The organism is Paenarthrobacter sp. MSM-2-10-13 (assembly GCF_011605365.1).
Lineage (GTDB): Bacteria > Actinomycetota > Actinomycetes > Actinomycetales > Micrococcaceae > Arthrobacter.
The window spans coordinates 48,648-73,951 of the sequence record NZ_JAAOXO010000005.1 but is presented as its reverse complement, the minus strand read 5'-3'; the positions used below and the strand labels follow the sequence as shown (position 1 = coordinate 73,951).

Here is a 25,304-nt window from a genome sequence, read left to right as displayed (position 1 = left end):
CCGTGCCGCAAGAACAGACAGCACCAGCGCTCGAATCCGAGGAGCTCGTGCCCGCCGCTGAGCCACACGCTGCCCACGATTCCAAGAAAGTGGAAACCCAGGCCGATCTCAGTGCTGAGATCAAGGGCATCGGGGACCGCTACGCCGAGGCCCTGAAGAATGGCAAAAGCCCGGAAACCATGCCGCGCCTGGACTACGCCCCTTACCGCAGCAGTATCCTCCGCCACCCCACCAAGAGCCTGCACCACGCGGATCCGGAGACAATCGAGCTCTATTCGCCCGCCTTCGGTCACCAGGATGTGCACGCGCTGGAATCGGACCTGACCATCCAGCACAACGGCGAACCGCAGGGTGAGCGCATCATCGTCGCTGGCCGCGTGCTCGATGGCGATGGGCGTCCTGTAGCGGGACAGCTCGTGGAGATCTGGCAGGCCAACGCCTCCGGCCGCTACATCCACAAGCGCGACCAGCACCCCGCACCGCTGGACCCGAACTTCACCGGCGTCGGGCGTTGCATCACCGGCGACGACGGCTCGTACAGCTTCACCACCATCAAACCCGGCGCGTACCCGTGGAAGAACCACCTGAACGCCTGGCGTCCGGCCCACATCCACTTCTCCATGTTCGGCTCGGAGTTCACCCAGCGGATCGTCACCCAGATGTACTTCCCGGGCGACCAGCTCTTCCCGCTGGACCCCATCTACCAGTCGATCGTGGACCAGGACGCCCGCGACCGCCTAGTGGCACAGTACGACCACGAGCTGACCAGTCCGGAATGGGCCCTCGGCTACAAATGGGACATCATCCTGACCGGTTCCAAGCGGACCTGGACCGAAAACGAAGCATACGGCGACGCCGGGGACGAGGAGTAAAGCGCATGAGCAAGCTGGCACCCACACCGGGTCAGACCGTAGGCCCTTTCTACGGCTACGCCCTCCCCTTCAACAAAGACAACGAACTTCTGGCGCCGGGCAGCCCCGGCAGCATCCGCCTCCAAGGCACGGTCTACGACGGGGCGGGCAATGCCATTCCGGACGCCATCCTGGAAATCTGGCAGCCGGACTCCGAGGGCAAGATCGTCCAGCGCACCGGCTCCCTGGTCCGCGATGGCTACACGTTCACCGGCTGGGGCCGCGGCTCCGTGGGCAACTCGGGCGTGTACACGTTCACCACGGTCAACCCCGGCCCCACGGCTCCCGGCGCTGCAGCCTTCATCTCCGTGGCCGTCTTTGCCCGCGGCCTTATGAACCGCCTCTTCACCCGCGTGTACCTGCCGGAAAACGAGGAAGCCCTGGCCAACGATCCCCTGCTGAGCTCCCTGGACCCGGAGCGCCGCAAGACGCTGATCGCCCACCGCGACGCCGACGGTGGCCTCACTTGGGACATCCGCCTGCAGGGCGGCGACGAGACCGTGTTCCTGGACTTCCAGCAGGATGGATCGCTGGATCTGGCTTCCGAGGATCAGGCAACCCGATGACCGACGGCGACTTCGGCCTCCTGAGCCCCGTTTCGGCGTCGCCCGCTGTGACGGCGCTGACGGGCGACCGTGCCGTGATCACCGCAATTCTCGACGTCGAAGCTGCGTGGGCAGCTGTGCTCGAGGACGCCGGGCTTGCTCCGGCAGGGTCAGCCGCTGTGGTGGCCGAAGCCGCCTCGATCGAGCATTATGACGCCGCCTCGGTAGCCGAACGCGCGCAGGGTGGCGGAAACCCAGTGATTCCCTTGCTCGGAGACTTGCGCGCCCGCGTCCGGGAGTTGGACTCGGGCGGGATCGGCGCAGGCAAGGCCGTCCACACCTCGCTGACCAGCCAGGACGTCCTGGACTCAACCCTCATGCTGCTGGCCAGCCGCACCATTTCAGCGTTGCTGGCTGACGTCAAGGGCACGACGACGGCGCTCGCCGCCTTGGCGGAACAGCATGCGGACACGCTGTGCGTGGGCAGGAGCCTGACGCAACACGCGCTTCCGTATACGTTCGGGCTCAAGGCTGCGCAGTGGTTCCAGGGCGTAGCGGCTGCCGCTGCCCGCTTTGAATCCCTGGAATTGCCGGTTCAGTTCGGCGGGGCCGGTGGGACGTTGGCCTCCGGCACGAAGCTCACCGCTGGCTCGGCCTCTACGCCGTTCACCCTTGCGGATTCCTTGGCTGCCGAACTGGGCCTCGCACCTGTTCCGGCCCCTTGGCACACCAACCGGCTGGCCATCACAGCCCTGGGCGACGGCCTCGCTGCCGTCATCGATTCCTTCGGCAAGATCGCTGCCGACCTGCTCTTCCTGAGCCGGCCGGAAGTCGCCGAACTTGGCGAACCCCTGGCTGCCGGGCGGGGTGTTTCCTCGGCCATGCCGCAGAAGCAGAACCCCGTGCTGTCAGTCCTGATCCGCAGCGCAGCGTTGCAGGCTCCTGGTCTTGCCGCGCAACTGCACCTCGCGGCGGCTACCTTCAACGACGAGCGGCCCGATGGCGCCTGGCACAGTGAATGGCCGGCTCTGCGCCAGCTGCTCGCGTTGGCCTTGGGCGCAGCCGGACACCTTCGCGAACTCACCGAAGGCCTCCGGGTCTTCCCGGACGCCATGCGCCGGAACCTCGAGCTCTCGGGACCACTGCTGCTCAGCGAAGGTGTGTCGGCCGCCGTCGCGCCTCTCCTGGGCGAGGACGGAAAACAGAAGCTGCAGGCCGTCGTCGACGAGACCCTGAAGGCGCCCGCCGCCGAGCAGTCCCGGATGTACACCAAGCTGCTGCGCGAAACCGTGCCTGCGGACAAGCTCTCGGACGCCGAACTCGAAGCTCTCCTGGACCCCGTCAGCTATCTCGGCGAAGCATCGGAGATCAACCGCCGGATCCTTGCCGCCTACCCGGATTACGCAGGAACCTCGAAAGGAGCCACTCGTGGCTAAGCCAACCATCAAGGCCGTGCTGCTGTCCCCGCAGCGCGAATTGGGAGCCAAGCCTCTCCTGGTAGTGGGTCCGTCGCTGGGCACCTCCACGATCCTCTGGACGGAAACGGCTGCCCTCCTGGGTGACGAGTACGACGTCATCGGCTGGGACCTCCCCGGCCACGGTATCTCGCCGACCACCACGGAAGGTTTCGATGTTGCGGAACTGGCTGACGCCGTCGTCGATCTTGTTGATTCGGTTGCCCCCGGCGTGAGGTTCCACTACGCCGGTGTTTCGCTGGGCGGGGCCACCGGCCTGCAGTTCGGCATCAAGCACGGCGACCGCCTCCGCAGCCTGTCCGTCCAGTGCAGCGGCGCCAAGCTCGGTACCCCCGAAAGCTGGCTGGAGCGTGCGGAGACCGTCCGCAGGCTGGGCACCCCGGTGATGATCCAAGGCTCCGCTGAACGCTGGTTCGGGCCGGGCTTCATGGACCGCCAGCCGGACATCAGCAGCCGCCTCCTGCACGCCCTCCGCGACGCCGATCGCTTTGGATACTCGTTCTGCTGCGAAGCCCTCGCCGCATTCGATGTCCGCGAGCAACTGGGCAGCATCACCGTTCCCACGCAGGTGATTGCCGGCGTCGAGGATTCCGTGGCTCCGCCGTCGATGGCCGAATCTGTTGCGGACGGGATCAGGGCTGGCGGCGGTTTCGCCGTGGTGGAAACGCTCGACGGCGTCGCACACCTGGCGCCCGCAGAAGCGCCGGCCGCTGTGGCCGGCTTGATGCGCACTTTCATGAAGGAGAACGGACGATGAGTACTGTTTCCGGCGATGCTGAACGCAACGGCGCCGTGCAGCCAGATGCCACCGCACAGGACATTTACGACGCCGGCATGGTGGTTCGCCGCGAAGTGCTGGGCGATGCGCACGTGGACCGGGCCAACGCAGGCAAGGACTCCTTCACGGAGGACTACCAGGACATGATCACCAGGATCGCCTGGGGTGGCATCTGGACCCGGCCGGGCCTGAGCCGGCAGATGCGGTCCGCCGTTACCCTCACGGCACTGGTAGCGCACGGTCACTGGGATGAGCTGGCCATGCATATCCGGGCAGCCCTCAACAATGGCCTGAGCAGGGACGAAATCAAGGAAATCCTGCTGCAGACCGCCATTTATTGCAGTGTGCCGTCGGCCAATTCCGCGTTCAAGACGGCCCAGAAGGTCTTCGCCGAGATCGACGCGGCCTCCACCCCCAACTAGTCCCCACCCCGAAGGAAATCCCATGAACCAGGCTTTCGTGTACGACGCCGTGCGCACGCCCTTCGGCAAGTTCGGCTCCGGTCTTGCCGCTGTCCGTCCCGACGACCTTGCCGCCCATGTGGTCCGCGAGTCCGTTAAGCGTGCCCCGGGGCTTGATGTTGAGCGAATCGACGAAGTGGTGTTCGGCAACGCCAACGGTGCCGGCGAGGAAAACCGCAACGTGGCCCGCATGGCCACCCTGTTGGCTGGCCTGCCCGTCTCCATTCCGGGCACCACGGTCAACCGCCTCTGCGGCTCGTCCCTGGACGCCGCCATCATCGCCTCGCGCCAGATCAACGCAGGCGACGCCGAGCTGATGCTGGTGGGCGGCGCCGAATCCATGAGCCGCGCCCCGTGGGTGCTGCCGAAGACCTCCAAGCCCTACCCGGCCGGCGACATGACGCTCGCTTCAACCACGCTCGGTTGGCGCCTGGTGAACCCGGCCATGAGCAAGGACTGGACCATCTCGCTGGGCGAGGCCACCGAACGGCTCCGCGAGAAGTACGGGATCACCCGGGAGCGGCAGGATGCTTTTGCGGCTGATTCGCACAACCTGGCCGACGCCGCGTGGAACGAAGGCTTCTACGATTCTTTGGTGTCGCAGGTTCCGGGCACTGATCTTGTGCGGGACGAAGGCATCCGTGCCGGTTCTTCGGCGGAGAAGCTTGCCGGGTTGAAGACGGTGTTCCGGGCTGAGTCTGACGGGCCCGACGGCGGCACGGTCACCGCCGGGAATGCCTCGCCTTTGTCTGATGGTGCTTCGGCGGCGTGGATCGGATCCGAAGCTGCGTCTTCCATTCTTGGCTTGGACCCGTTGGCGCGCATCGCCGGGCGTGGTGCCCACGGCAACGATCCCCAGTTCTTCGGTTTCGCCCCGGTGGAAGCCGCGAACAAGGCCCTCGCGAAGGCGGGCATCGGCTGGGACCAGGTGGGCGCCGTCGAACTTAATGAGGCGTTTGCCGCGCAATCGCTGGCGTGCGTGGATGCGTGGGGGATTGATCCCGCGATTGTGAACCGTCACGGTGGCGCCATCGCGATGGGCCACCCGCTCGGTGCCTCCGGTACCCGCATCCTGGGTACGCTCGCCCGCTCTTTGCAGGCTTCCGGGCAGCGCTGGGGAGTTGCGGCGATCTGCATCGGCGTGGGCCAGGGCCTTGCTGTGGTGCTCGAAAACGTCACTGCCGGCGCGTCAGCATAGAAGGGTAAGAGTCATGTTGAATTTCATTGACACCGTTGGCGAGGCTGTCGCCGGCATCAAGGACGGTTCCACCGTGATGATCGGCGGGTTCGGCAACGCCGGGCAGCCGTTCGAACTGATCGACGCACTCATGGATTGCGGCGCCAAGGACCTGACCGTGGTGAACAACAACGCCGGCCAGGGCGACCAGGGCCTGGCGTTGCTGATCAAAGAAGGCCGGGTCCGCAAGATGATCTGCTCGTTCCCGCGGCAGTCCGATTCCTGGCACTTCGACGCCAAGTTCCACGCCGGCGAGATTGAGCTGGAGCTGGTTCCGCAGGGCAACCTGGCCGAGCGCATCCGTGCTGCCGGTGCCGGTATTGGTGGGTTCTTCACGCCCACCGGTTACGGCACCACGTTGGCTGAGGGCAAGGAAACCCGGTTGCTGGATGGAAAGTGGCAGGTGTTTGAGACGCCGATCCATGCCGACGTCGCCCTCATCAAGGCACTCAAGTCCGATGGCAAGGGCAACCTCGTTTACCGCAAGACGGCCCGGAACTTCGGCCCCATCATGGCTGCCGCTGCCAAGCACACCATCGTGCAGGTCTCGGACATCGTTCCCACCGGTTCCCTGGATCCGGAGAACGTGGTGACCCCGGGTATTTACGTCAACAGTGTGGTCCGCGTCGATTCTGCCGGCAGTGGAGTCGGCACCAGCGCAGAGAAGGTGGCTTGAGCATGAGCACCCAAACAAGCATCCAGACCTCGGAGACGACGCTGGGCCGCGACGAGCTCGCCCAGCTGGTGGCCCGCGACATCGCCCCGGGTTCGTTCGTGAACCTGGGCATCGGTCAGCCCACGCTCGTGTCCAACTACCTCACCGAAGGGCAGAACATCACCCTCCATACGGAGAACGGGATGCTCGGCATGGGCCCGGCAGCTGAGGGCGACGAGATCGACGGCGATCTGATTAACGCCGGCAAGATCCCCGTCACCGAACTGCCCGGGGCCTCGTACTTCCACCATGCCGACTCGTTCGCGATCATGCGCGGCGGGCATCTGGACATCTGCGTCCTGGGCGCCTTCCAGGTCTCCGCCACCGGCGACCTCGCCAACTGGCACACGGGAGCTCCCGACGCGATCCCGGCCGTCGGTGGTGCGATGGACCTCGCAACCGGTGCCAAGGACGTCTTCGTGATGATGACCTTGCTGACCCGCGAAGGCGTGTCCAAGCTCGTGGAACAGTGCACCTACCCGATCACCGGCGTCGGCTGCGTCACCCGCGTGTACACGGACAAAGCCGTGTTCCTCACAGGCCCCGACGGCGTCACCGTCCGCGAAACCTTCGGCTGCACCTTCGAGGAAATCCAGGAACTCGTGCCGCTGCCCCTGAAGGCCAAGGCAGAGTAGGCCCCGCAACGTCTGCCCAGCCCGTTGTGAGGCCCGCTCTGCGCGCTATTTCGCGAACTTAACGCGCAGAGCGGGCCCCGCAACGCGCTCTAGGATTGGTAACCATGAGCGATTCCGCAATTACCCCCCAGGCAAGCGATCAATATGTGCAGTCGCTGGCCCGGGGACTTGCCGTGATCCGGGCGTTCGACGCGAACAACCCCGTGATGACACTCAGCGAAGTCGCGGCCCGCACCGATCTGACCCGTGCCACGGCCCGGAGGTTCCTGCACACCTTGGTTGAGCTGGGCTATGTCCGCACCGATGGCAAGACGTTCGCGCTCACGGCCAAGGTGCTGCAGCTCGGATACGCGTATCTGTCAGCGCTGTCTATTCCGCAGCTTGCCCAGCCGCACTTGGAACAACTGAGCCTAAAGCTGGGGGAGTCCACCTCTGCCGCGGTGCTGGACGGACCGGATATTTTCTACGTGGCCCGCGTTGCCACCCGCCGGATCATGAACGTCGGGATCACTGTGGGCACCCGCTTCCCGGCGTATGCCACGTCCATGGGCCGCGTCCTGCTCGCCGGATTACCGCAGGCCAAACTTGAGGCCTACCTCTCGACGGCGGAACTCATCCCGCTCACCCCACGAACCGTCGCCAGCGTGCCCGACTTGAGGGCCGCCGTCGAGCATGTCCGTGCGCAAGGCTGGTGCCTGCTGGACCAAGAGCTGGAAATCGGCCTCATGTCCATCGCAGCACCGGTGTGGAACCACAACAATGGCGACAACGTGGCTGCCATCAACGTGTCCTTGCAGGCGCAGGCCGTTGCCTCCCAGCCGGACCCGGAGAAGTATCTGGAGGGCGTGCGCCAAGAAGTGGTGGCCACCGCGCAGGCAATCTCCCAAGACGTCTCCGCGAAGCACTAGCCGGTTCGAGCACTGACTACTTCCGGATCGCAGCCAATCGGGTCTCAAGGATCCGGCGGACCATCGAGTCCGGCACGGGGTTGTCCGCCGAGAACCGCAGCGTCCCCGGCGACCATGAGTAGCCCCCAAGCTCTTCGGACATTTCCGGCAGGATCTGCCCACTGAACGGGTACAGGGCAAGGTGCTTCTTGGTTTCGAGCACGCTCACAAAGCCCTTGCCATCAACCAGCAAAGCGGGCATCCCGTAGCTGACGCCTTCTTCGGCGTCGGGGGCCAACTCGCGGGCGATCGCCACAATTCGCTCCAGAGTCGAGCGGTTACCCTCGCTGACGCCCGCAAGATATTCGGTGACGGTTCCCATGGCCCAATCCTGCGCCATCGACGGGAGTTTTTGTACAGCTAATGACCTCTAGAAGCGGTTTTAGGGGCGGTATCTGTACAAAAACTCCAGAGGTTTAGCGTTCCGGGATCACCGCGATGCCCTGAATTTCGATCAGTGCTTCCTTCTGCCACAGGCGCGTAACACCGATGCCTGCCATGGCGGGGTACTGCGATCCCGCCATTTCGCGCCAGATGCGTCCGATTTCGCGGCCGTTGGCCATGTAGTCGTCAACGTCCGTGAGGTAGATGGTCACGTTGACCAGGTCTTCGGGCTGTCCGCCGGCCTCGCGCAGGGTGGTGATCACGTTGGAGAACGCCTGCGTGAACTGTTCCACGATGCCGCCGGGAACGATCTTCATGTTCTTGTCCAAAGCCGTCTGCCCGCCCAGGAAGACGGTGTTGCCAGCCAGGATGCCGTGCGCAAAACCCGATGGTTTGGGCAGCGATTCCGGGTTGATCGTTGTGTGGCTCATGCTGTTCCTCCTCGTTGTGGCAACTGCAAAAACTTTTGGAAAGCCTCTGTGCAGATCATTTCTGCCGTGCTACGTTGAGCATATGTGACGATCGTAAAAAAGTCGACACATCATAAAATCTCGAAGGGAACCCGCAATGAAACTCGCCACCCTGCGCACGGCCAACGGAGGAACGACGGCGGCACTCGCCACGGGCGCCGACTCTTACCTCACCCTGCCCGCCGATGACGTCGGCGCGCTCCTGGCTCGGCCGGACTGGCGGAACGTTGTTGAAGAGGCTGCAGCGTCGAAGGAGCAGACCATAGTTGCGGCCGCCGACGCTGACCTCGCCCCGCTCCTTCCCCGGGCCGGCAAAGTCATCTGCTGCGGCTTGAACTATGGGGACCACATCCAGGAAATGGGCCGCGAACTGCCCGAATACCCCACACTGTTCGCCAAGTATGCGGACACCTTGGTGGGGGCTGAAGACGCCGTGGAAGTCCACGGCAGCGGCCGTGTGGACTGGGAAGCCGAGCTCGCCGTCGTCGTCGGTTCTGAACTGTTCCGTGCGGACGAGGACCAAGCCCGCGAGGCGATCGCCGGGTACACGGTGGCCAACGACGTCTCCATGCGCGACTGGCAGAACCGGACCCTGCAGTGGTTCCAGGGCAAGGCCTGGGACGGCACAACCCCCGTGGGCCCGGTCATGGTCACGGCAGATGAAGCCGGGGAACACTTCGACGTCCGCGGCTACGTCAATGGCGAGCTTGTGCAGCAGGGAAACACCAGCACCCTGGTATTCGGCCCGGCACAGCTGCTGTCCTACATCTCGCAATTCACCGCTCTGCGTCCCGGCGACCTCGTCCTTACCGGAACACCCGGGGGAGTGGGCATGGGAATGACCCCGCCTCGCTTCCTTAGGGACGGCGACGTCCTCACTACGGAAATCGACGGGATCGGCCGGTTGGAGAACCAGTTCCGAATCCACGCACCCGTCGCAGTCCCCGCCTGACAACAATCGTCCAGAACCACCAGATAAAAGGAGAAAACCCATGAGCCAGACCACTACCGAGTACCAACTCGAAGGCGATAACTCCATCTACGCGCAGGCTGACGGCAAGGTTGTCCCGGTTGTCACCCGCGCCGGAGCTGAGGACACCAACACTGCGCAGTCCGGCGACTGCATCCGCGTGTCCGGCGTCAGCATCCAGCACACCCCGGCAACCAAGATCTGGTTCGGCCAAGTGTCCAACACCCCCGGGTACCGCTCACTTCCGCACCACCACGGCGAGGCTGAGACCGGCGGCTATGTGTTACGTGGCCACGGCCGCATCTACTTCGGCGAGAACTACTCGGAGTTCATCGACATGAAGGCCGGCGACTGGGTTTTCGTGCCGCCGTTCATGCCCCACGTTGAAGCCAACATGTCCATCACGGAAGAACTCGTCTGGCTCACAGCGCGCACGCCGGAGAACCTCGTGGTGAACCTCGAAGACGTGGCTGACGAAACCCTCGCTGACTACCGCCGGGCCTAAGCCATGATCACTGGAACCCTGACGTCCGAGACCTTCCTTAAGGCAGTTGAACTAACGCCCACAACGGCCGAGGTGTTCGACGAAGCCTATGAAGCAACCACCCAGTACGTGCCGTGGCCAAAAGCCTATGGTGGAGACATGGTGGCACAGGCGGCGGCCGCGATGATGCGGTCCGTTGATGCTGACAGGACTCTGCACTCGATGCACAGCTACTTCATGCGTCCCGTGGATATCGGTTCCAGTGTCCGGTACGAAGTGGAGCGCCTGCGGAATGGCCGAGGGTATTCCACCCGCACGGTCCGGGGTTTCCAGAACGGCAAGGCCGTGTACGCGGCCATGGGTTCGTTCCAGGTCCCTGAGAGCGGCCCGGACTTCCAGCCCGAGGCTCCTGCCGCCGTCGAGCCTGAATCGCTGCGGACTGCAGCCGAAGCGCTGACCAGCGTGGACGGTCGAGCCGCGGAGTACTGGTCGACGGGCCGTAGCTTCGATATGCGCCATATTCCAGGGCCGGTATATATCGATCTCGAAGGCGGTTCCGTGCCGCAGCAGGCCATTTGGGTCAAGGCTTTTGACGCCCTGCCCGACGACGCCGACCTTCACCGCACAGCGCTGGCTTACGTCTGCGATTACACAATTTTGGAGCCGCTGCTCCGGGTGAACGGACTCAACTGGTCCAGCCCGGGACTCGCGACCGCCAGCTTGGACCACTCCATGTGGTTCCACCGCGATGGTCGCGCCGACGACTGGGTGCTCTACGCCCAGGACGCCATTTCCGGTCAAAGCAACAGGGGCCTCGCCATGGGCCGCTTCTTCGATCGTCACGGAAGGCTGCTTGCCACGGTCGCCCAAGAGGGCATGATTCGGGCTGGCACCTAAACAGCATTAGATCTCCGCCAACCATCCGCTTCAACGACGCACCACTGAAAGGACCGGCCATGAGCATGATGCCATCGGCCCACGTGGACACGTTCACCCGCGACCACCTGCCGCCCGCCGATACTTGGCCTGCGCTTGAATTCACCCTTCCCGAACTCCACTACCCGGAGCGGCTCAACGCTGCGGCGGTACTGATCGACGACGCTGTTGAGCAGTACGGCCCAGACCGTCCCGCCCTGTGGACCCCTGACGGCTCGGTATGGACCTACGGTCAGCTCCAGCAGCGTTCCAACCAGGTGGCACAGGTCCTCACCGAAGACCTCGGTGTCGTTCCGGGCAACCGCGTGTTGTTGCGCGGACCCAACAACCCTTGGATCGTGGCTGCCTGGCTGGGTGTCCTGAAAGCCGGCGCAGTAGTAGTCACCACCATGCCCATGCTGCGCTCCAGCGAGGTCTCCACCCTCATCCAACTCACCAAACCGGTGGTCGCGATCTCGGACCACCGCTTCGTGGACGAGCTCGCGGTAGCGGCCGGGGATGACGTCACCGTCCTGACGTACGGGGCCGGTAACGGATTCGACGACGACGGCGACCTCGGCTCCCGTTGTGGGCACAAGAGCGGGAAGTTCGCGGCTGTGGACACTGCCGCCGACGACGTTGCCTTGTTGGGGCCGACGTCGGGCACCACGGGTGTGCCGAAGGTGACTATGCATTTCCACAGGGACATCCTGGCCAACGCGGATACTTTCGCCCGTTACATCCTGGAACCAACAGCAGATGACGTGTTCGCGGGTTCCCCGCCCTTGGCGTTCACGTTCGGACTTGGCGGTTTGGTGGTCTTCCCGCTCAGGTTCGGCGCGTCGTCGCTCCTCACGGAGAAGGCCGGGCCGGTGGAGCTTGCTGAAGCCGCAGCCGCGGCAGGAGCCAGCATCCTCTTCACCGCACCCACGGCTTACCGGGCCATCCTGAAAGAGAAGCGCGGAGACCTCCTCAGGGGCCTGCGTATGGCCGTCTCCGCCGGAGAGCATCTCTCCAAGGAAACCTGGGAAGCGGTGCATGAGGCCACGGGTTTGCGGCTGATCAACGGGATTGGCGCCACGGAAATGCTGCACGTCTTCATTTCCGCGGCAGGGGACGATATCCGCCCTGGGACCACTGGCCGCGCGGTGCCGGGCTTCAGGGCCACCATCCTGGACGACGACGGCAACGAACTCGGCCCGGGAAACATCGGCCGCCTGGCAGTGATCGGCCCCACCGGATGCCGCTACCTCGACGACGCACGGCAGGCCAACTACGTGGTCCGTGGCTGGAACGTCACCGGTGACACGTTCGCCATGGATGCCGACGGGTACTTCACCTACCAGGCACGCTCAGACAACATGATCGTCTCCTCCGGCTACAACATCGGTGCGCCCGAGGTTGAGACGGCCATCGACCAGCACCCGGATGTTGTGGAAAACGCGGTCATCGGGGTTCCGGATGAAGAGCGCGGCAGCATCGTCTGCGCATTCGTCGTCCTGCGCGAAGGCGTCACTGGCGACGCCGGGAAGCGCAAGGAAATCCAGGACTTCGTGAAGCAAACCATCGCCCCGTACAAGTACCCGCGGGATGTCCGCTTCGTCAACGAACTTCCACGCAACCCCAGCGGCAAACTCCAGCACTTCAAGCTCCGCGACAGGGTCCTCGCGCAGGACAAAACAGCGAGCCAGACCGAACAACTTACCCCCGCCGGCCAGAGCCAGGCTTGAGAAGGAGCAACACCATGAAAATCGCAATCGTTGGAGGCGGGCCTGGCGGTCTGTACTTCGCAGCACTGATGAAGCAGCTGGACCCGTCGCATGACATCACCCTCTGGGAACGTAACGCTGCCAGCGACACCTTTGGCTTCGGCGTCGTGTTTTCCGATGAGACCCTGGGCGGCATCGGCAACGCTGATCCCGTAGTGGCCGAGTACATGAGCCGTCGCTTCGCACGCTGGTCCGATATCGACATCCACTTCCGCGAGCAAATGATCACGGTGGGCGGCCAGGGCTTCGCTGCCATGAGCCGCAAGGAACTGCTGGAGCTGCTCCAGCGCCGCTGCATCGAACTGAACGTAGACGTGCGTTTCAGTACCCTGGCTCCTGCCGTGGAGGAGCTTGAAGCCAACTACGATCTTGTTCTCGCAGCGGACGGCATCAACTCCCAGATCCGGGCCAAGTACGCCGACTCCTTCAAGCCCAACCTGGACCCGCGTACCAACAAGTTCATGTGGCTTGGTACGGACCAGGTTTTCGAGGCCTTCAAGTTCTTCGTGAAGGAAACCGAGTGGGGCGTCATGCAGATCCACGGTTACCCCTACTCGGACGAGGGCTCCACCTTCATCGTGGAAATGCACCAAGACGTGTGGCACGCCGCGGGCTTCGACGAAACCGCCAACGAGGTCTTCCCTCCCGGTGTCTCCGATGAGAAGGCCATCGCCAAGATCCGCGAGATCTTCGCCGAGGAACTGAACGGCTACGAGGTCCTCACCAACAACTCCAAGTGGATCAACTTCACCACGGTCCGCAACGAGAGCTGGCGCCACAACAACGTAGTGCTGCTGGGCGACGCTGCCCACACCGCCCACTTCTCCATCGGTTCGGGCACCAAGCTGGCCATGGAGGACTCGCTGGCATTGGCTGCTTGCCTCCACGAGCACCCGGATGTGGAGTCCGCCTTGGTTGCTTATGAGACCGAGCGTCGGCCCGTGGTTGCCTCCACCCAGCGTGCAGCCCAGGCATCCCTTGAATGGTTTGAGCGCATCGGCCAGTACAAGGACCAGGACCCTACACAGTTCGCGTTCAACCTGCTGACCCGCAGCCGCCGCATCACGCAGGAAAACCTGCGGCTCCGCGATCCCGAGTTCGCCGACGCCGTGGACCGCGACTTCGCTGCCTCGCAGGGGCTGACAGAGGTCGCTCCGGCCATGTTCCAGCCGTTCCGGATCGGCCAACTGGAGTTGAAGAACCGCATTGTGGTCTCCCCGATGGACATGTACTCAGCTACGGACGGTGTTCCGGGCGACTTCCACAAGGTCCACCTTGGCTCCAAGGCCCTCGGCGGTGCAGGCCTGGTCATGACAGAGATGGTCTGCGTCTCCGAAGCCGGCCGCATCACCCCCGGCTGCAGCGGCCTCTACACGGATGAACAGCGTGAGAGCTGGAAGGAAATCGTGGACTTTGTTCACGCCCGTTCCACCGCCAAGATCGGCGCCCAGCTGGGCCACTCTGGCCGCAAGGGCTCCACCAAGCTCATGTGGGAAGGCATTGACCAGCCGCTCGAATCCGGTAACTGGACCGCCGTGGGTCCCTCTGCCTTGCCGTACAGCCCGGAGAACCAAACTCCCGTGGAGCTGGATCGCGCTGGAATGGATGCCATCAAGGCCGAGTTTGTCGCCTCCACGGTCCGTGCGGACGAGGCCGGTTTCGATCTCCTGGAAATCCATGCTGCCCATGGTTACCTGCTGTCCTCCTTCCTTTCGCCGGTGTCCAACAAGCGGACCGACGAATACGGTGGCAGCTTGGAGAACCGGCTGCGGTTCCCGCTGGAAGTGTTCGACGCCGTTCGTGCAGCTTGGCCTGCCAGCAAGCCGGTGACGGTGCGCATCTCCGCCACCGACTGGATCGAAGGTGGCAACACTTCGGATGATTCCGTGACCATCGCCAAGGCGTTCGTTGAGCACGGCGCCGCCGGCTTGGACGTTTCCACCGGGCAGGTCGCCAAGGAAGAGAAGCCCGCCTTCGGCCGTAGCTACCAGACGCCGTTCGCGGACCGCATCCGTCAGGAAGTTGCCGCACCTGCAGGCGTGGCGGTGATCGCCGTCGGCGCCATCTCCACCTACGATGACGTGAACTCCATCCTCCTGGCCGGCCGTGCGGATTTGATCGCCTTGGGACGCACGCACCTTTACGACCCCCAATGGACGCTGCACGCAGCGGCCGAGCAGGAATATCAGGGGCCCGGCGCCGACTGGATCCCACAATTCCGTGCTGGTCGCCGCAAGCCTCCGAGCTCACGCACTGACGCCGTTCGTCCCCGACTGTCCCTGCTTAAGGAAGCCGACATGGAAGAAGTCAACACACACCTCCGCTGGACTCCCGAGTCCGCCGCAGCATCGGTTTTGGTGAAGTAGCCATGGCCACCGCACCAGTCAACGACTGGAACGTGCCCAAGAAGACCACCGGTTTGGTGTTGTTCTGCTGCTGGCTCGCGATCCTCGCCGAAGGTTACGACGTCGGCGTCCTGGGCGCCATCCTGCCGGCACTTGCCGAGTACAAAGAGTGGAACCTCAGCCCGCTGGCCTTGGGCGGACTGGGATCATATGCCCTGATTGGCATGCTTATTGGCGCCCTCTTCATCGGCACGCTCAGCGACCTCGTCGGCCGCAAGAAAATGCTCCTGGCTTCAATGGCAATCTTCACGCTCACCCAGGCAGGCGCTGCCTGGGCGCCGACGCCGGAGCTGTTCGGCTTGTTCCGCCTCATTGGCGGGCTGGGCATGGGCGGTGTCATTCCGGTGGCAGCGGCCCTGACCATTGAATACTCGGCGCCGAACAAGCGCTCCTACAACTACGGCCTCATGTACTCCGGCTACTCGCTGGGCATCGTTGCCGCCGCTTTGGCCGCGTTGTTCGTCCTGCCCATGGGTGGTTGGCGTGCTGTGATCGCGATCGGTGCCGCACCTGTGGTGCTGATTCCGATCATCTGGAAGTTCCTGCCTGAATCCCTGGAATTCCTGGAGTCGAAGGGCCGGAAGTCCGAGGCCAAGGCCTTGGCCGCCAAGCTGAACATCTCCAACTACAAGCCCGTTGTTGCTGTGGCTCCGGCAGTTCCTGCTGCCCAAGGCGGCCTGGTGGATCCGTGGTGGAAGACCATCACCACCATGTTCTCCCGGAAGTACCTGCGCTCCACCGTTTTCTTCTGGATCTCGCTGTTCTGTGGCTTGGTCCTGGTGTACGGCTTGAACACCTGGTTGCCGAGCATCATGAAGAAGGCCGGCTACGACCTCGGCTCGTCACTGACCTTCCTGCTGGTCTTCAGCCTCGCCTCCGCAATCGGGGGCCTGCTCCTTGGCCGCGCCGCAGACAAGTACGGCAAGAAGCTCATCCTGGTGGTGTTCTACATCCTGGGCGGCTTGGGCATCATGCTGCTGGTCTTCCCCAACACCATGGTGGTCAACCTGCTGTTCGTGGCCTTCGCAGGCGTTGGTTCCATTTCCACATCGCTGGTGCTGACCGGCTACATTGCCGACTACTACCCGGCCAAGGTCCGTGGCACGGCGACGGGCTGGGCCCTGAGCTTCGCCCGCCTGGGTGCCATTTCCGGACCGTTGATCGGTGGCTGGATCGCAGGCTCCAAGCTGCCCTTCGAGGCCAACTTCGCAATCTTCGCCGGCATCGCGGTTCTGGCCGCGGGTGCTGTGGCGATGATTCCGAAGCCGCAGCCTGAGGTGGCAGTCGCCGCCGTCGACGTTGATCCTAACGACGCCGCCGTTAGCGCCCGCTAGGAGAATCGTGGATAGGTTTCCGGAGGCGTCTGTCCAGCGAACGGTGGAATGGGTGGACACCGACGCCTCCGGGCACCAGCACAACTCGGCCATTCTGCGCTGGGTTGAGGCTGCGGAGGCCGAGCTCTTCCGTTCGCTGGAGTTGCCGGACTATTTCCCCAGCGCTCCGCGTGTTCAGCAAGTCATCAACTACAAGGCCAAGCTGTGGTTCGGCCAGCGCATCACCGCCACGGTGACGGTAAGCGCGCTGGGCCGGACCTCGCTGACCCTGGCTTTTGAGGTAGCGTCCGACGCCGGTGAGGTCGCCGCCTACGGGACGGTCACCACCGTGTACGTCCCCCATGGAACCGCAGCTGCACAGCCATGGCCGGAACACTTCGTCAAAGCTTTGAAAGGAGCCTGACCCCCTACGCCGAGACGGCGGTTGATGACAATGGTGAGCAATGGGATTGTCATTCACTGCCGTCTCGGCCAGTGGTGGTTGGGGACGCGGGGTGGGTGGCTAGCGCAAGCCCTTGATGATGTTCTTCGGCCGCTGCATCTCGCCGTGCTTTGCGCCGAGGATGATCACCCAAGCCGCGAACGCCGGAATGGCCCACTGCAGTGCTTTGAGCTGGGTCTGAGCGGACTTCAACTCATCGGATGCGCCGGCCCGAGGTTCTGTTGCACCCTTGGCGCCTTCGTCGGAGAGCTCATCCACCTTCTTGCCCACAACACCTGCGTACAACGTGACGGCGGCTCCAGCCAAAGTCACTACAGTCTTGTAGACAGTGTTTGCGGCGACATTGTCCTGCTTGGCAATCCGGCCCTTGTTCTCCCATGCGATGGCAAGGTCAGAGGCCAGGTGTCCGGCGAAGGCTGCTGTCTGGATGGGGGCCCACTTTCCCCAGCCCTTGCTGGAGAGCCGGGTGCGCTCGGTGGGGTCTTTCGCTTCTGCAGCGGCACCATTAAGTCCGATGGCGCCCATCAGTGAGCCGCCAAACCATGCCGCGGCGGTGAGGTCGTGAATGGAGCGGGCTACGAGATTTCCTGCCATGATGTGTTTCCTATCGTTGATACGGAAAGGACCTTTCGGGGCGGTGTGAGCCTCGAATCAGCGTGGCTCCATAGTAAGCATGCTTACTATGACACGGCTAGCCGGACAGTCTCCAGAAGAAGAACGAGCGCCTCAGGCATTCCACATGATCCGTTGATCGGGGCCGAATATGGGCATTGAAGCAATCTGAGCGGAAGCATTACCGCGCCTATGATGAACTGGACTGGCGCCGGAACTGCGGCGCGGAAATGAGGATCCTTCGATGTTCGCCGTCCCGGCACCCCCGGTGCGCCACCAGCAGCTGCTCGTCACCATTTTCGGCCTCTACGGACGAAATGCAGGCGACGCATTGCCGGTATCTGCGCTGATCTCCATGTTGGGATCACTGGGCTACGACGCTCCCGGCGTGAGGTCGTCAGTTTCCAGGCTCAAAGCCAAGGGTGTTCTTAAGAGCGTCCGCGAGGGCGGGATTGCCAAGTACAAAATTTCGGAGTCCGTCAGTGATGTGTTCCGGGAAGGTGACCGCAGGATCTTCGCCCCGGAGCAGCCCGCGCCGGTGGATACCTGGGTGCTGGCGGTCTTCTCCGTGCCCGAATCCATGCGGAACCGCCGGCACCAGCTGCGATCAGCCCTGCTGTCCTTGGGCTTTGGTTCAGTCGCCAACGGTGTGTGGATTGCTCCCGCGCATAAATTGGAGCAAGCCCGGGAGCGGCTCACGGCTGGCGGGTTGATCGAGTTCGTGGATCTCTTTCGGAGCGACTACGTTTTTGATGGCCCTATGCGGCCCAAGATTTCGGAGTGGTGGGACCTCAAGGAATTGGACCAGCAGTTCACGGAATTCCTTGAACTCTACGACGGTGCGGAGCAGCGCTGGACCGGACTCGTGGGCAGCGATCCGGACATCGCACTGGCTGAATCCACCGAGGACATGCGTCGCGATGCCTTCCGCTACTACATCCCGATGCTCACCATGTGGCGCAAGTTTCCGTACCGGGATCCAAACCTCCCCACTGACTACTTACCGCCCGATTGGCACGGTCCTGCCGTGCGCAGGACGTTCCAGGCAGTCCACCGCTTGGCCGCTCCGCTTGCCGCGGCCCATGCGCATGAGGTCATAGCCGAGGCACTCAATCCGGCTGCTGCATAAACCCGGCTGCTGCCTGAGGCCCGGCTGCTGCCTGAGCGCGGGCCGGGTGTTTACTCGCCGATTCGGGGTGCGTCGATGATGCCAAACACCTCACCTTGTGGCGCTTGGATGATGGCCATGCGTCCCAGCGGGCTTTCGGTGACAGGCATCAGCAGGCTGGAGCCGAGCTCTACGGCCCGATTCGCAGTGCCCTCAACGTAGTCGCTGGCGAACCAGGTCAGCCAGTGGTTGGGGGTGCCGGAGGGAAGGTCAACGTCATGCTGAATCCCGCCCACTTCCCGGCCATCCAGCGGCCTGCGAATGGTGGAGTACACCAAGCCGTCTTCGGTGACGTCCTGGTAGCTGACGTCGAAGACCTCGGAGTAGAAGGACCGCGCCGATGCGAAGTCCCGGGTGTGGAGCTCATTCCAGCACAGTGCGCCGTGCTCATTGACGCGTTCCGCGCCGATATGGGTGCCTGCCTGCCACACGCCGAAGGTTGCGCCCACGCTGTCAGTCGCCAGCGTCATCCGCCCGGATTCCATGACGTCGAAGGGAGGGGCAAGCAGCTCTCCGCCGGCCGCGCTGATCTTCTTGGCGGTGACATTGACGTCATCCGATGCCAGGAACGTTGTCCATACGGTGGGCGCATCCGGATCCTGCTTGGGCCCTACGCCCGCCACCGCCCGCCCGGCGACGTGTGCAAGCGAGTATTCCCCGGCGTCCTGACCGCCGGCAACAAAATCCCATCCGAAGAGGTCTGCATAAAAGGCCTTCGCCGCTTGGAGATCGTCAACGCCCAGGTCAACCCACATGGGCGTCGCTGCGGGCCAGTTCGAGATTTTGGTGGACATGGAACTCCTCGGGGTAGGACGCTTCGGGGGCAGCTGCCTCCCGAACGCCTGATGCGCCAGGCATTAGAGAGGCAGCCACCCATAAAGTGCGCCGTGGCCCCGATTCGTGACACGATTTCGACCCAAAATTCAAGGCACCCGCAAAATTCACGGCGCCCGCAAAGGTGGGGCGGCAAGCGTAAGCCGCTTGCCGCCGTCGTGCGTTCCGGGTTAGACCGTGCGCGTTGCCTTGGCGAGGTTCCCGCGCAGTTCCTCCGCGTTCTGGCGGATGACGTAGGCGGGGCGGTCACGTTCTACGCGCCAACTGTCCTCCAGTGGGCCGATGTTGACGGTGTCGAAGCCGAATTCGTCGTAGAGCTTGGTGACAAGCTCGGCGGCTTCGGGGAAGTCGCTGGAGGTGGCCAGGGCGCGACGGTTGGGCGTGCCGGCAGCGGTGCCGTCCGTGGTGATGTCCTTGGCGAAAATGTGGTTGAAGCCCTTGGCTACCTTGGAGGTGGGCAGGTGCTTCTGAAGCAGGCCGGAAGTGGTGGCTTCTCCGTTGTCCAGCTCAGCGATCCGGCCGTCGCGCTCCCAGTAGTAGTTGTTGGTGTCGATGACGATCTTGCCCTCAAGCGGCTCGGTGGGGATGTCCTTATAGTTCTTCAAAGGGACGGTCACGACGGCGAAATCTCCTGCTGCTGCTGCCTCACCTGCTGTTGCGGCCCGGGCGCGCGGCCCGAGTTCGGTCACCAGCTCACGGAGGGTTTCCGGCCCTCGGGAGTTGCTGATGACTACGTCATAGCCGAGTTCTACCGCTTTGCGGGCGACTTGGCTGCCAATGTGTCCTGCACCGATGATTCCGATTGTTGTCATGCCTGCGACAACAACAAGTTGCACACGCCTAATTCCCGCGTGACGCAATATTACTGAGAGGTTTATACTAAGTAGTCTTACTATGCTGTTTGGCATCGAAGACGAGGAGGTTCGGATGGCCGGGCATTTGGAACTGGCTGAAACGCCTGATGGGGAATTCCGGATTCTGATGGTGGACGGCGACGACGTGTTGATGGGTCTGTCCAAGCAATTTTCCACCATGGACGAGGCTGTTGAGGGAGTCGCAGCCATCCGTGAAGTTGCAGGAACGGGGCTGCTAAGACCAGCTTCGGCTGAGCGGTATGCGGTACTCATGCTTGAGGAACCAGTGATCGACTCCGCGCTGGCCGCCCAAGGTGCGCAAGCGCAGACACATGCAGGGGTGGTCAGCTGTGGCAACTGATGAAGCGACAAAAAAGAAACGCGGCGTTCTTTTCGATGTGGATGGAACCCTGATCGATTCCAGCTACTTCCATGCCATGGCGTGGTGGCAAGCCTTCCGACGTGAAGGCCTGGATGTCGAAATGTCCGCCATTCACCGAAGGGTTGGCATGGGAGGTGACCGGCTCGTCCAGAGTCTGGTCCCGGACTGTCCCGAGGACATGCAGGAAGATCTCAAGTCTGCGCACGGTGCGGTCTTTTCGACGTTTTGGCCGGCTCTGCGCACCTTCGATTCGGTCCGTGACCTTCTGGCTGCATGCTCGGACGCGGGACTGGCTGTGGGCTTGGCCTCGTCAGCGCAGGAACGCGACCTTGAAGTGAGCAGGCACCTTCTCGATGCCGGATCCTCCATTGATGCGTGGACCAGCTCAAACGACGCAAAGCAGAGCAAGCCCGCACCGGACATCCTCGAGGCCTGCCTGGAAAAGCTGGGGCTCGGTCCGGAGGATGTGGTGTTCGTAGGCGACGCCGTGTGGGATGTAAAGGCCGGAGCTGCGATCGGCGTTCCCGTCATCGCCCTGACCTGCGGCGGAATCAGCGAAGCCGAACTGCGCGACGCCGGTGCCGCGGAAGTCTATGACAATCCGCGGCACCTGTTGGAGCACTTGGAGACCAGCATCATCGGCCAGCTGATGGCGGGTTCGCGGGACACCTAAGCGCCTGTCCAGCCGCCTGCGGGCATGCCGCCCGGCACCCGGAGCGGTGTTACCGCGTGAGCTTTGCCGAATCCGGTTCCTGATCACCGATGTGGCCGGGCGCGTTGGCGGCGAGGACGCGCTGAACGAACGCGCTGTATTCCTCCATATAGTGGCGCAGAAGCCCGGCTGTCGCTTCGTCCTTAACTGAACCGTCGTCGTCGTACGCATCTGCGACGAAGCGGATGTAAGCCTCAGGTGCGTTCAACTGTGGCGCATCCAGGAAGCTCAAAACGCTGCGCATGGACGACTGCATCACGGCTGTTCCAATACCGCCCGGCGATGCGCCGATGATTCCGGTGGGCTTGCGAGCGAATGAATTGGTGCCCCACGGGCGTGAACCCCAATCGATGGCATTCTTCAAGGCGCCGGGAATAGAGCGGTTGTACTCGGGCGAGATAAACAAGATGCCGTCCGATGCGGCGATGGCATCCTTCAAGTCCCGGCCCGCCGCCGGGAAATCAGCATCGTAATCCGAGCTGTACAACGGAAGGTCTTTGATGGCGATCTCATGGAACTCGAGTTCCGGCGGCGCCACGCTGATGAGGGCCTTGGAGAGGACCCGGTTGATGGAATTGCTTGCCAGGCTTCCGACGAAGTAACCGATTTTGAAGGTGTCCATAGTGGCGTTCCTTTCCGACGGCACGGCCGGAACCGGCTCGTCGACGGTGTGGTGCTGGTTGCTCCCAGCTTCCACCGACCTTAGTGGACTTATGCACATAGCGCAGCCCCTACTCCCGCCGGGCCCCTTGCAGTCATAGACTCATGCCAACTGAGTTCTGGAGGGTTCCGGAAAAGGGGTGGCGGGTGAAGGCAGGCATAGCGCGCGAGACGCTTGACGGTGAGCGACGTGTTGCTGCAACGCCGGAAACGGTGAAGCAACTGATGGGGTTGGGCCTTGAGGTGGATGTGGAGTCCGGCGCGGGGCTGGCATCGGGCCACAGCGACCACGACTACCTGGCTGCGGGCGCGTCAGTGGTGCAATCACTGGTTCCCGGATCGCTGGATGTCTACTGCCACGTGCGTCCCCTGGAACCGTCGACGGCGGGAGCTCTCCCACGCGGCTCGGTCACCGTTGGTCTGGGGTCGCCGTCCTCGGAGCTGCCCACGGTGCGGGCGCTCGCCGCCGGGGGCATCACCTCCTTTGCGCTTGAACTGGTCCCACGTATATCGCGAGCCCAGTCCATGGACGCGCTCACCTCGCAGGCCCTGGTGGCCGGTTATCGCTGTGTCCTCGAGGCCGCCATGAGGCTCCCGCGGTTCTTTCCGCTGTACATGACGGCGGCTGGGACCATTCCGCCCGCCCGCGTGCTGGTGCTCGGGGCCGGGGTTGCCGGCCTTCAGGCCATCGGAACCGCCAAAAGACTAGGTGCTCGCGTGTCCGCCAATGACATCCGACCCGCCTCGGCGGACGAAGTGGCATCCATGGGAGGAACCTTCATCAAGCTGGACCTTGAAACCGCAGAGGCTTCGGGCGGCTACGCCAGGGAGCTCAGCGCGGACCGGGGTGCCCTCCAAAGAGCCCTCTTGGCGCCGCACGTGGCTCAGGCCGACGTCCTCATCACCACCGCTGCCGTGCCTGGAAGGCGCGCCCCACTCCTTGTGACCCGCGAAATGGTCCAAGGGATGCGCCCGGGGTCCGTGGTGGTGGACTTGGCTGCGGAATCCGGCGGAAACGTGGAGGGGAGCATCCCTGGGCAGGACATCCCCATCCCCACCGGCGATGGCCAGGGCACAGTGACACTCGTGGGAATCAAGGACGCGGCATCGGCAATGCCTGCGGATGCCTCACGACTGTTCGCCAAGAACGTCGCCAACCTCCTGGCACTCATGACTCGGGACGGCGTGGTGGTTCCGGACTTTGAGGATGAAGTCATTGCAGGCACGTGCCTCACCCACAAAGGCCAAGTCCTCCACGCACCAACTGCGGAGGCACTTGCGGCGCTCGCAGGGGAGGCTGCGCCCCTTGTCGGCGGGAGTGCCGGCGTTTCCGGAGCCAGCAGTTCACCATCCGGCGGTTCTCGCACTGGCAGCGAACCCGGCAGCGAACCCGGTAGTGAAGGAGTGCGCTAATGGATGGCATGAGCCTGCTAACGATTACTGTGCTGGCGGTATTCGTGGGTTTTGAGGTTGTTTCCAAGGTCTCCAGCACCTTGCATACGCCCCTCATGTCAGGCGCCAATGCCATCCACGGCATCATCCTGGTGGGTGCCATCATTGTGGCGGGACAGGCCGCAGACCCGTGGGTGTTGGCAGTTGCGCTGCTGGCCGTTGTCCTTGCCACGGCTAACCTCGTGGGTGGTTTTGTGGTGACCGACCGGATGCTGGAGATGTTCCGCGGACGGCAGCGACCGCCTTCGAACGCTGCCGTTCCTGAAGGCCGCGGAGGCGCGGAGCCGGCCGCCACCGTGGAGCCGGAGAAGAAGGAGCGCCGGCCATGACGCTTCTGAACCCCACGTGGACCTCGCTGCTGTACCTCGCCGCGGCGGCCTGCTTCATCCTCGCCCTTAAGGGCCTAAGTTCACCACGGACTGCCCGGCGCGGGAACCTGATCGGAGCATTTGGCGCTCTGCTGGCTGTGGTGACGGTGTTTGTCTCTGTGAAACTGGACAACATCCCTTGGATTCTGGGGGCCATCGTTGTGGGCTCGGGTGTGGCTGCGCCGGTGGCCCGCCGGGTGCACATGACCCAGATGCCGCAGCTCGTGGCACTCTTCAACGGTGTGGGTGGTGGTGCTGCGGCGCTGGTGGCGTTGCTGGAACTCTCCCATTCGGGCGATCCGTGGGTTCGCCTGGCCATTGTCTTCACGTTGCTGGTGGGTGCGGTGTCCTTTGCTGGCTCCGGTGTCACTTTCGCCAAACTTCAAGGGCTCATGACCACCCGGCCGGTGACATTTCCCGGGTTACCAGCCTTGATGGCCGTGGTGCTGCTTGCCGCAGTGGGTGCTGGAATTGTGGTGATCCTGAACGGCTGGTTGGTGGTGGCGCTGCTCCTGCTGCTGTTGGGTCTCGCTGCCGGAATTCTGTTGGTGCTCCCCGTGGGCGGCGCTGATGTGCCGATTGTCATTTCGCTCCTGAACGCCTTCACTGGCTTGGCCGTCGCGGCATCCGGACTGGTGCTGGGCAATGTCCTCCTTGTGGTGGCCGGAACGCTGGTGGGGGCCTCGGGCACCATCCTGACCCGGGCCATGGCTGCCGCGATGGGACGCAGTGTCGCAGGCATCATGTTCGGGGCCTTCAAAGGTGGATCCACCGCGGGCTCAACTGCTGTGAGCGAGCGGCCCGTGCGTTCCTCCAGTGCGGAAGATGTGGCAGTATTGCTCGGCTATGCACAGCGGGTGATCATCGTCCCGGGATACGGCCTTGCAGTGGCCCAAGGCCAGCACACTGCCGCGGAGCTGGCCTCGGCCTTGGAGTCACGCGGAATTGAGGTGGACTTCGCCATCCACCCGGTGGCCGGGCGCATGCCGGGCCACATGAACGTACTCCTTGCCGAGGCTAACGTGCCCTACGAGTCCTTGAAGGAGATGAGCGACATCAACTCGGAGTTCAAGACCACCGATGTCGCGTTGGTGGTTGGGGCCAACGATGTTGTGAACCCTGCCGCAAAAACCACCTCGGGGTCTCCGATCTACGGCATGCCCATTCTGGAGGTCGCCGACGCCCGGCAGGTGGTTTTCCTCAAACGTTCCATGCGCCCCGGATTTGCCGGTATTGAGAACGAGCTCCTGTATGAGCCCCAGACCACCCTGCTGTTTGGCGACGCGAAGGACTCCTTGACCAAGGTGCTGGGGGCGGTCAAAGCGCTGTAATTGACGCAGGTCACACAACTGGGCCTGGTATTCGCGTCATGTGAGCATCGGCGA

The 25,304-nt window shown here is 63.5% G+C and carries 28 protein-coding genes; 22 read left to right on the top strand and 6 right to left on the bottom strand.

Annotation, left to right across the window (positions count from 1 at the left end; translation table 11 throughout):
- Positions 1-2: 2 nt before the first annotated feature.
- The 9 genes from pcaH to HAV21_RS12255 all read left to right on the top strand — a co-directional run bounded on the left by pcaH (position 3) and on the right by HAV21_RS12255 (position 7,665).
- Positions 3-872, top strand: coding sequence for a protocatechuate 3,4-dioxygenase subunit beta (gene pcaH / locus HAV21_RS12295; protein WP_166841910.1), 870 nt, complete (start codon positions 3-5; stop codon positions 870-872).
- Between the two features lie 5 nt (positions 873-877).
- Complete coding sequence (gene pcaG, locus HAV21_RS12290) at positions 878-1,477, top strand: protocatechuate 3,4-dioxygenase subunit alpha (protein ID WP_166841909.1); 600 nt, start codon at positions 878-880, stop codon at positions 1,475-1,477.
- Positions 1,474-2,892: a lyase family protein gene (locus HAV21_RS12285; RefSeq protein ID WP_166841908.1), complete on the top strand. Its 1,419-nt coding sequence runs from the start codon at positions 1,474-1,476 to the stop codon at positions 2,890-2,892. The genes pcaG and HAV21_RS12285 overlap by 4 nt, the downstream gene beginning before the upstream one ends.
- Entirely contained in the window at positions 2,885-3,688 is an 804-nt protein-coding gene (locus HAV21_RS12280) for an alpha/beta hydrolase (protein ID WP_166841907.1), read from the top strand. Before HAV21_RS12285 ends, HAV21_RS12280 begins: the two co-directional genes overlap by 8 nt.
- Positions 3,685-4,131: a 4-carboxymuconolactone decarboxylase gene (gene pcaC, locus HAV21_RS12275; RefSeq protein WP_142937430.1), complete on the top strand. Its 447-nt coding sequence runs from the start codon at positions 3,685-3,687 to the stop codon at positions 4,129-4,131. Before HAV21_RS12280 ends, pcaC begins: the two co-directional genes overlap by 4 nt.
- Before the next feature lie 22 nt (positions 4,132-4,153).
- Positions 4,154-5,368 (top strand): thiolase family protein, encoded by a 1,215-nt coding sequence (locus HAV21_RS12270; RefSeq protein ID WP_166841906.1) that lies wholly within the window; start codon positions 4,154-4,156, stop codon positions 5,366-5,368.
- 13 nt (positions 5,369-5,381) lie between these two features.
- Positions 5,382-6,083: a 3-oxoacid CoA-transferase subunit A gene (locus tag HAV21_RS12265; RefSeq protein ID WP_166841905.1), complete on the top strand. Its 702-nt coding sequence runs from the start codon at positions 5,382-5,384 to the stop codon at positions 6,081-6,083.
- Positions 6,084-6,085: 2 nt separating this feature from the next.
- A complete protein-coding gene (locus HAV21_RS12260) occupies positions 6,086-6,757 on the top strand; it encodes a 3-oxoacid CoA-transferase subunit B (RefSeq protein WP_166841904.1) in 672 nt (223 codons plus the stop codon).
- Between the two features lie 104 nt (positions 6,758-6,861).
- Complete coding sequence (locus HAV21_RS12255) at positions 6,862-7,665, top strand: IclR family transcriptional regulator C-terminal domain-containing protein (protein WP_166841903.1); 804 nt, start codon at positions 6,862-6,864, stop codon at positions 7,663-7,665.
- A 16-nt stretch (positions 7,666-7,681) separates the two neighbouring features.
- Here HAV21_RS12255 and HAV21_RS12250 read toward each other — a convergent pair whose 3' ends face one another.
- Both HAV21_RS12250 and HAV21_RS12245 read right to left on the bottom strand, forming a co-directional pair.
- A complete protein-coding gene (locus HAV21_RS12250) occupies positions 7,682-8,044 on the bottom strand; it encodes a DUF1801 domain-containing protein (protein ID WP_243753272.1) in 363 nt (120 codons plus the stop codon).
- Between the two features lie 76 nt (positions 8,045-8,120).
- Positions 8,121-8,519, bottom strand: a complete 399-nt coding sequence (locus HAV21_RS12245; protein WP_159732123.1) for a RidA family protein — start codon at positions 8,517-8,519, stop codon at positions 8,121-8,123.
- Between the two features lie 136 nt (positions 8,520-8,655).
- Between HAV21_RS12245 and HAV21_RS12240 the strand changes: the two genes are divergently transcribed.
- The 7 genes from HAV21_RS12240 to HAV21_RS12210 are packed head-to-tail and all read left to right on the top strand — an operon-like array spanning position 8,656 to position 16,838.
- A complete protein-coding gene (locus HAV21_RS12240) occupies positions 8,656-9,510 on the top strand; it encodes a fumarylacetoacetate hydrolase family protein (RefSeq protein WP_166841902.1) in 855 nt (284 codons plus the stop codon).
- Between the two features lie 40 nt (positions 9,511-9,550).
- Complete coding sequence (locus HAV21_RS12235; RefSeq protein WP_142937438.1) at positions 9,551-10,033, top strand: cupin domain-containing protein; 483 nt, start codon at positions 9,551-9,553, stop codon at positions 10,031-10,033.
- Positions 10,034-10,036: 3 nt separating this feature from the next.
- Positions 10,037-10,909, top strand: coding sequence for an acyl-CoA thioesterase domain-containing protein (locus HAV21_RS12230; protein WP_166841901.1), 873 nt, complete (start codon positions 10,037-10,039; stop codon positions 10,907-10,909).
- A 59-nt stretch (positions 10,910-10,968) separates the two neighbouring features.
- The gene (locus tag HAV21_RS12225) at positions 10,969-12,657 is read left to right on the top strand and encodes an AMP-binding protein (RefSeq protein ID WP_166841900.1); all 1,689 of its coding nucleotides are present in this window, start codon (positions 10,969-10,971) and stop codon (positions 12,655-12,657) included.
- Between the two features lie 14 nt (positions 12,658-12,671).
- Positions 12,672-15,062, top strand: a complete 2,391-nt coding sequence (locus tag HAV21_RS12220) for a bifunctional salicylyl-CoA 5-hydroxylase/oxidoreductase (RefSeq protein ID WP_166841899.1) — start codon at positions 12,672-12,674, stop codon at positions 15,060-15,062.
- Positions 15,063-15,064: 2 nt separating this feature from the next.
- The gene (locus HAV21_RS12215; protein WP_166841898.1) at positions 15,065-16,435 is read left to right on the top strand and encodes an aromatic acid/H+ symport family MFS transporter; all 1,371 of its coding nucleotides are present in this window, start codon (positions 15,065-15,067) and stop codon (positions 16,433-16,435) included.
- 7 nt (positions 16,436-16,442) lie between these two features.
- Entirely contained in the window at positions 16,443-16,838 is a 396-nt protein-coding gene (locus HAV21_RS12210; protein ID WP_142937443.1) for a thioesterase family protein, read from the top strand.
- 99 nt (positions 16,839-16,937) lie between these two features.
- Here HAV21_RS12210 and HAV21_RS12205 read toward each other — a convergent pair whose 3' ends face one another.
- A complete protein-coding gene (locus HAV21_RS12205) occupies positions 16,938-17,471 on the bottom strand; it encodes a hypothetical protein (RefSeq protein WP_142937444.1) in 534 nt (177 codons plus the stop codon).
- 262 nt (positions 17,472-17,733) lie between these two features.
- Between HAV21_RS12205 and HAV21_RS12200 the strand changes: the two genes are divergently transcribed.
- The gene (locus HAV21_RS12200; RefSeq protein ID WP_166841897.1) at positions 17,734-18,618 is read left to right on the top strand and encodes a PaaX family transcriptional regulator C-terminal domain-containing protein; all 885 of its coding nucleotides are present in this window, start codon (positions 17,734-17,736) and stop codon (positions 18,616-18,618) included.
- A 50-nt stretch (positions 18,619-18,668) separates the two neighbouring features.
- Here HAV21_RS12200 and HAV21_RS12195 read toward each other — a convergent pair whose 3' ends face one another.
- The gene (locus HAV21_RS12195; RefSeq protein ID WP_166841896.1) at positions 18,669-19,451 is read right to left on the bottom strand and encodes a VOC family protein; all 783 of its coding nucleotides are present in this window, start codon (positions 19,449-19,451) and stop codon (positions 18,669-18,671) included.
- Between the two features lie 210 nt (positions 19,452-19,661).
- Positions 19,662-20,303: an NAD(P)-binding domain-containing protein gene (locus HAV21_RS12190; RefSeq protein WP_142937446.1), complete on the bottom strand. Its 642-nt coding sequence runs from the start codon at positions 20,301-20,303 to the stop codon at positions 19,662-19,664.
- A gap of 82 nt (positions 20,304-20,385) precedes the next feature.
- Here HAV21_RS12190 and HAV21_RS12185 point away from each other — a divergent pair, with 82 nt between their 5' ends.
- Together HAV21_RS12185 and HAV21_RS12180 are read left to right on the top strand one after the other, a co-directional pair.
- Positions 20,386-20,706: a hypothetical protein gene (locus HAV21_RS12185; protein ID WP_223941232.1), complete on the top strand. Its 321-nt coding sequence runs from the start codon at positions 20,386-20,388 to the stop codon at positions 20,704-20,706.
- Positions 20,696-21,400, top strand: coding sequence for an HAD family hydrolase (locus HAV21_RS12180; protein WP_347877648.1), 705 nt, complete (start codon positions 20,696-20,698; stop codon positions 21,398-21,400). The genes HAV21_RS12185 and HAV21_RS12180 overlap by 11 nt, the downstream gene beginning before the upstream one ends.
- A 49-nt stretch (positions 21,401-21,449) precedes the next feature.
- Here the strand turns inward: HAV21_RS12180 and HAV21_RS12175 are convergent, their stop codons facing one another.
- Positions 21,450-22,061 carry an NADPH-dependent FMN reductase gene (locus tag HAV21_RS12175; protein ID WP_142937448.1) on the bottom strand — a complete coding sequence of 204 codons (612 nt, stop codon included), beginning with the start codon at positions 22,059-22,061 and terminating at the stop codon, positions 21,450-21,452.
- Positions 22,062-22,246: 185 nt separating this feature from the next.
- Here HAV21_RS12175 and HAV21_RS12170 point away from each other — a divergent pair, with 185 nt between their 5' ends.
- From HAV21_RS12170 to HAV21_RS12160, 3 genes are read left to right on the top strand one after another with little or no spacing between them, the layout of a single operon-like run.
- Complete coding sequence (locus HAV21_RS12170; protein WP_166841996.1) at positions 22,247-23,512, top strand: Re/Si-specific NAD(P)(+) transhydrogenase subunit alpha; 1,266 nt, start codon at positions 22,247-22,249, stop codon at positions 23,510-23,512.
- A complete protein-coding gene (locus HAV21_RS12165; RefSeq protein ID WP_142937450.1) occupies positions 23,512-23,880 on the top strand; it encodes an NAD(P) transhydrogenase subunit alpha in 369 nt (122 codons plus the stop codon). Before HAV21_RS12170 ends, HAV21_RS12165 begins: the two co-directional genes overlap by 1 nt.
- A complete protein-coding gene (locus tag HAV21_RS12160; RefSeq protein WP_166841894.1) occupies positions 23,877-25,250 on the top strand; it encodes an NAD(P)(+) transhydrogenase (Re/Si-specific) subunit beta in 1,374 nt (457 codons plus the stop codon). Before HAV21_RS12165 ends, HAV21_RS12160 begins: the two co-directional genes overlap by 4 nt.
- The last annotated feature ends 54 nt before the right edge of the window (positions 25,251-25,304 follow it).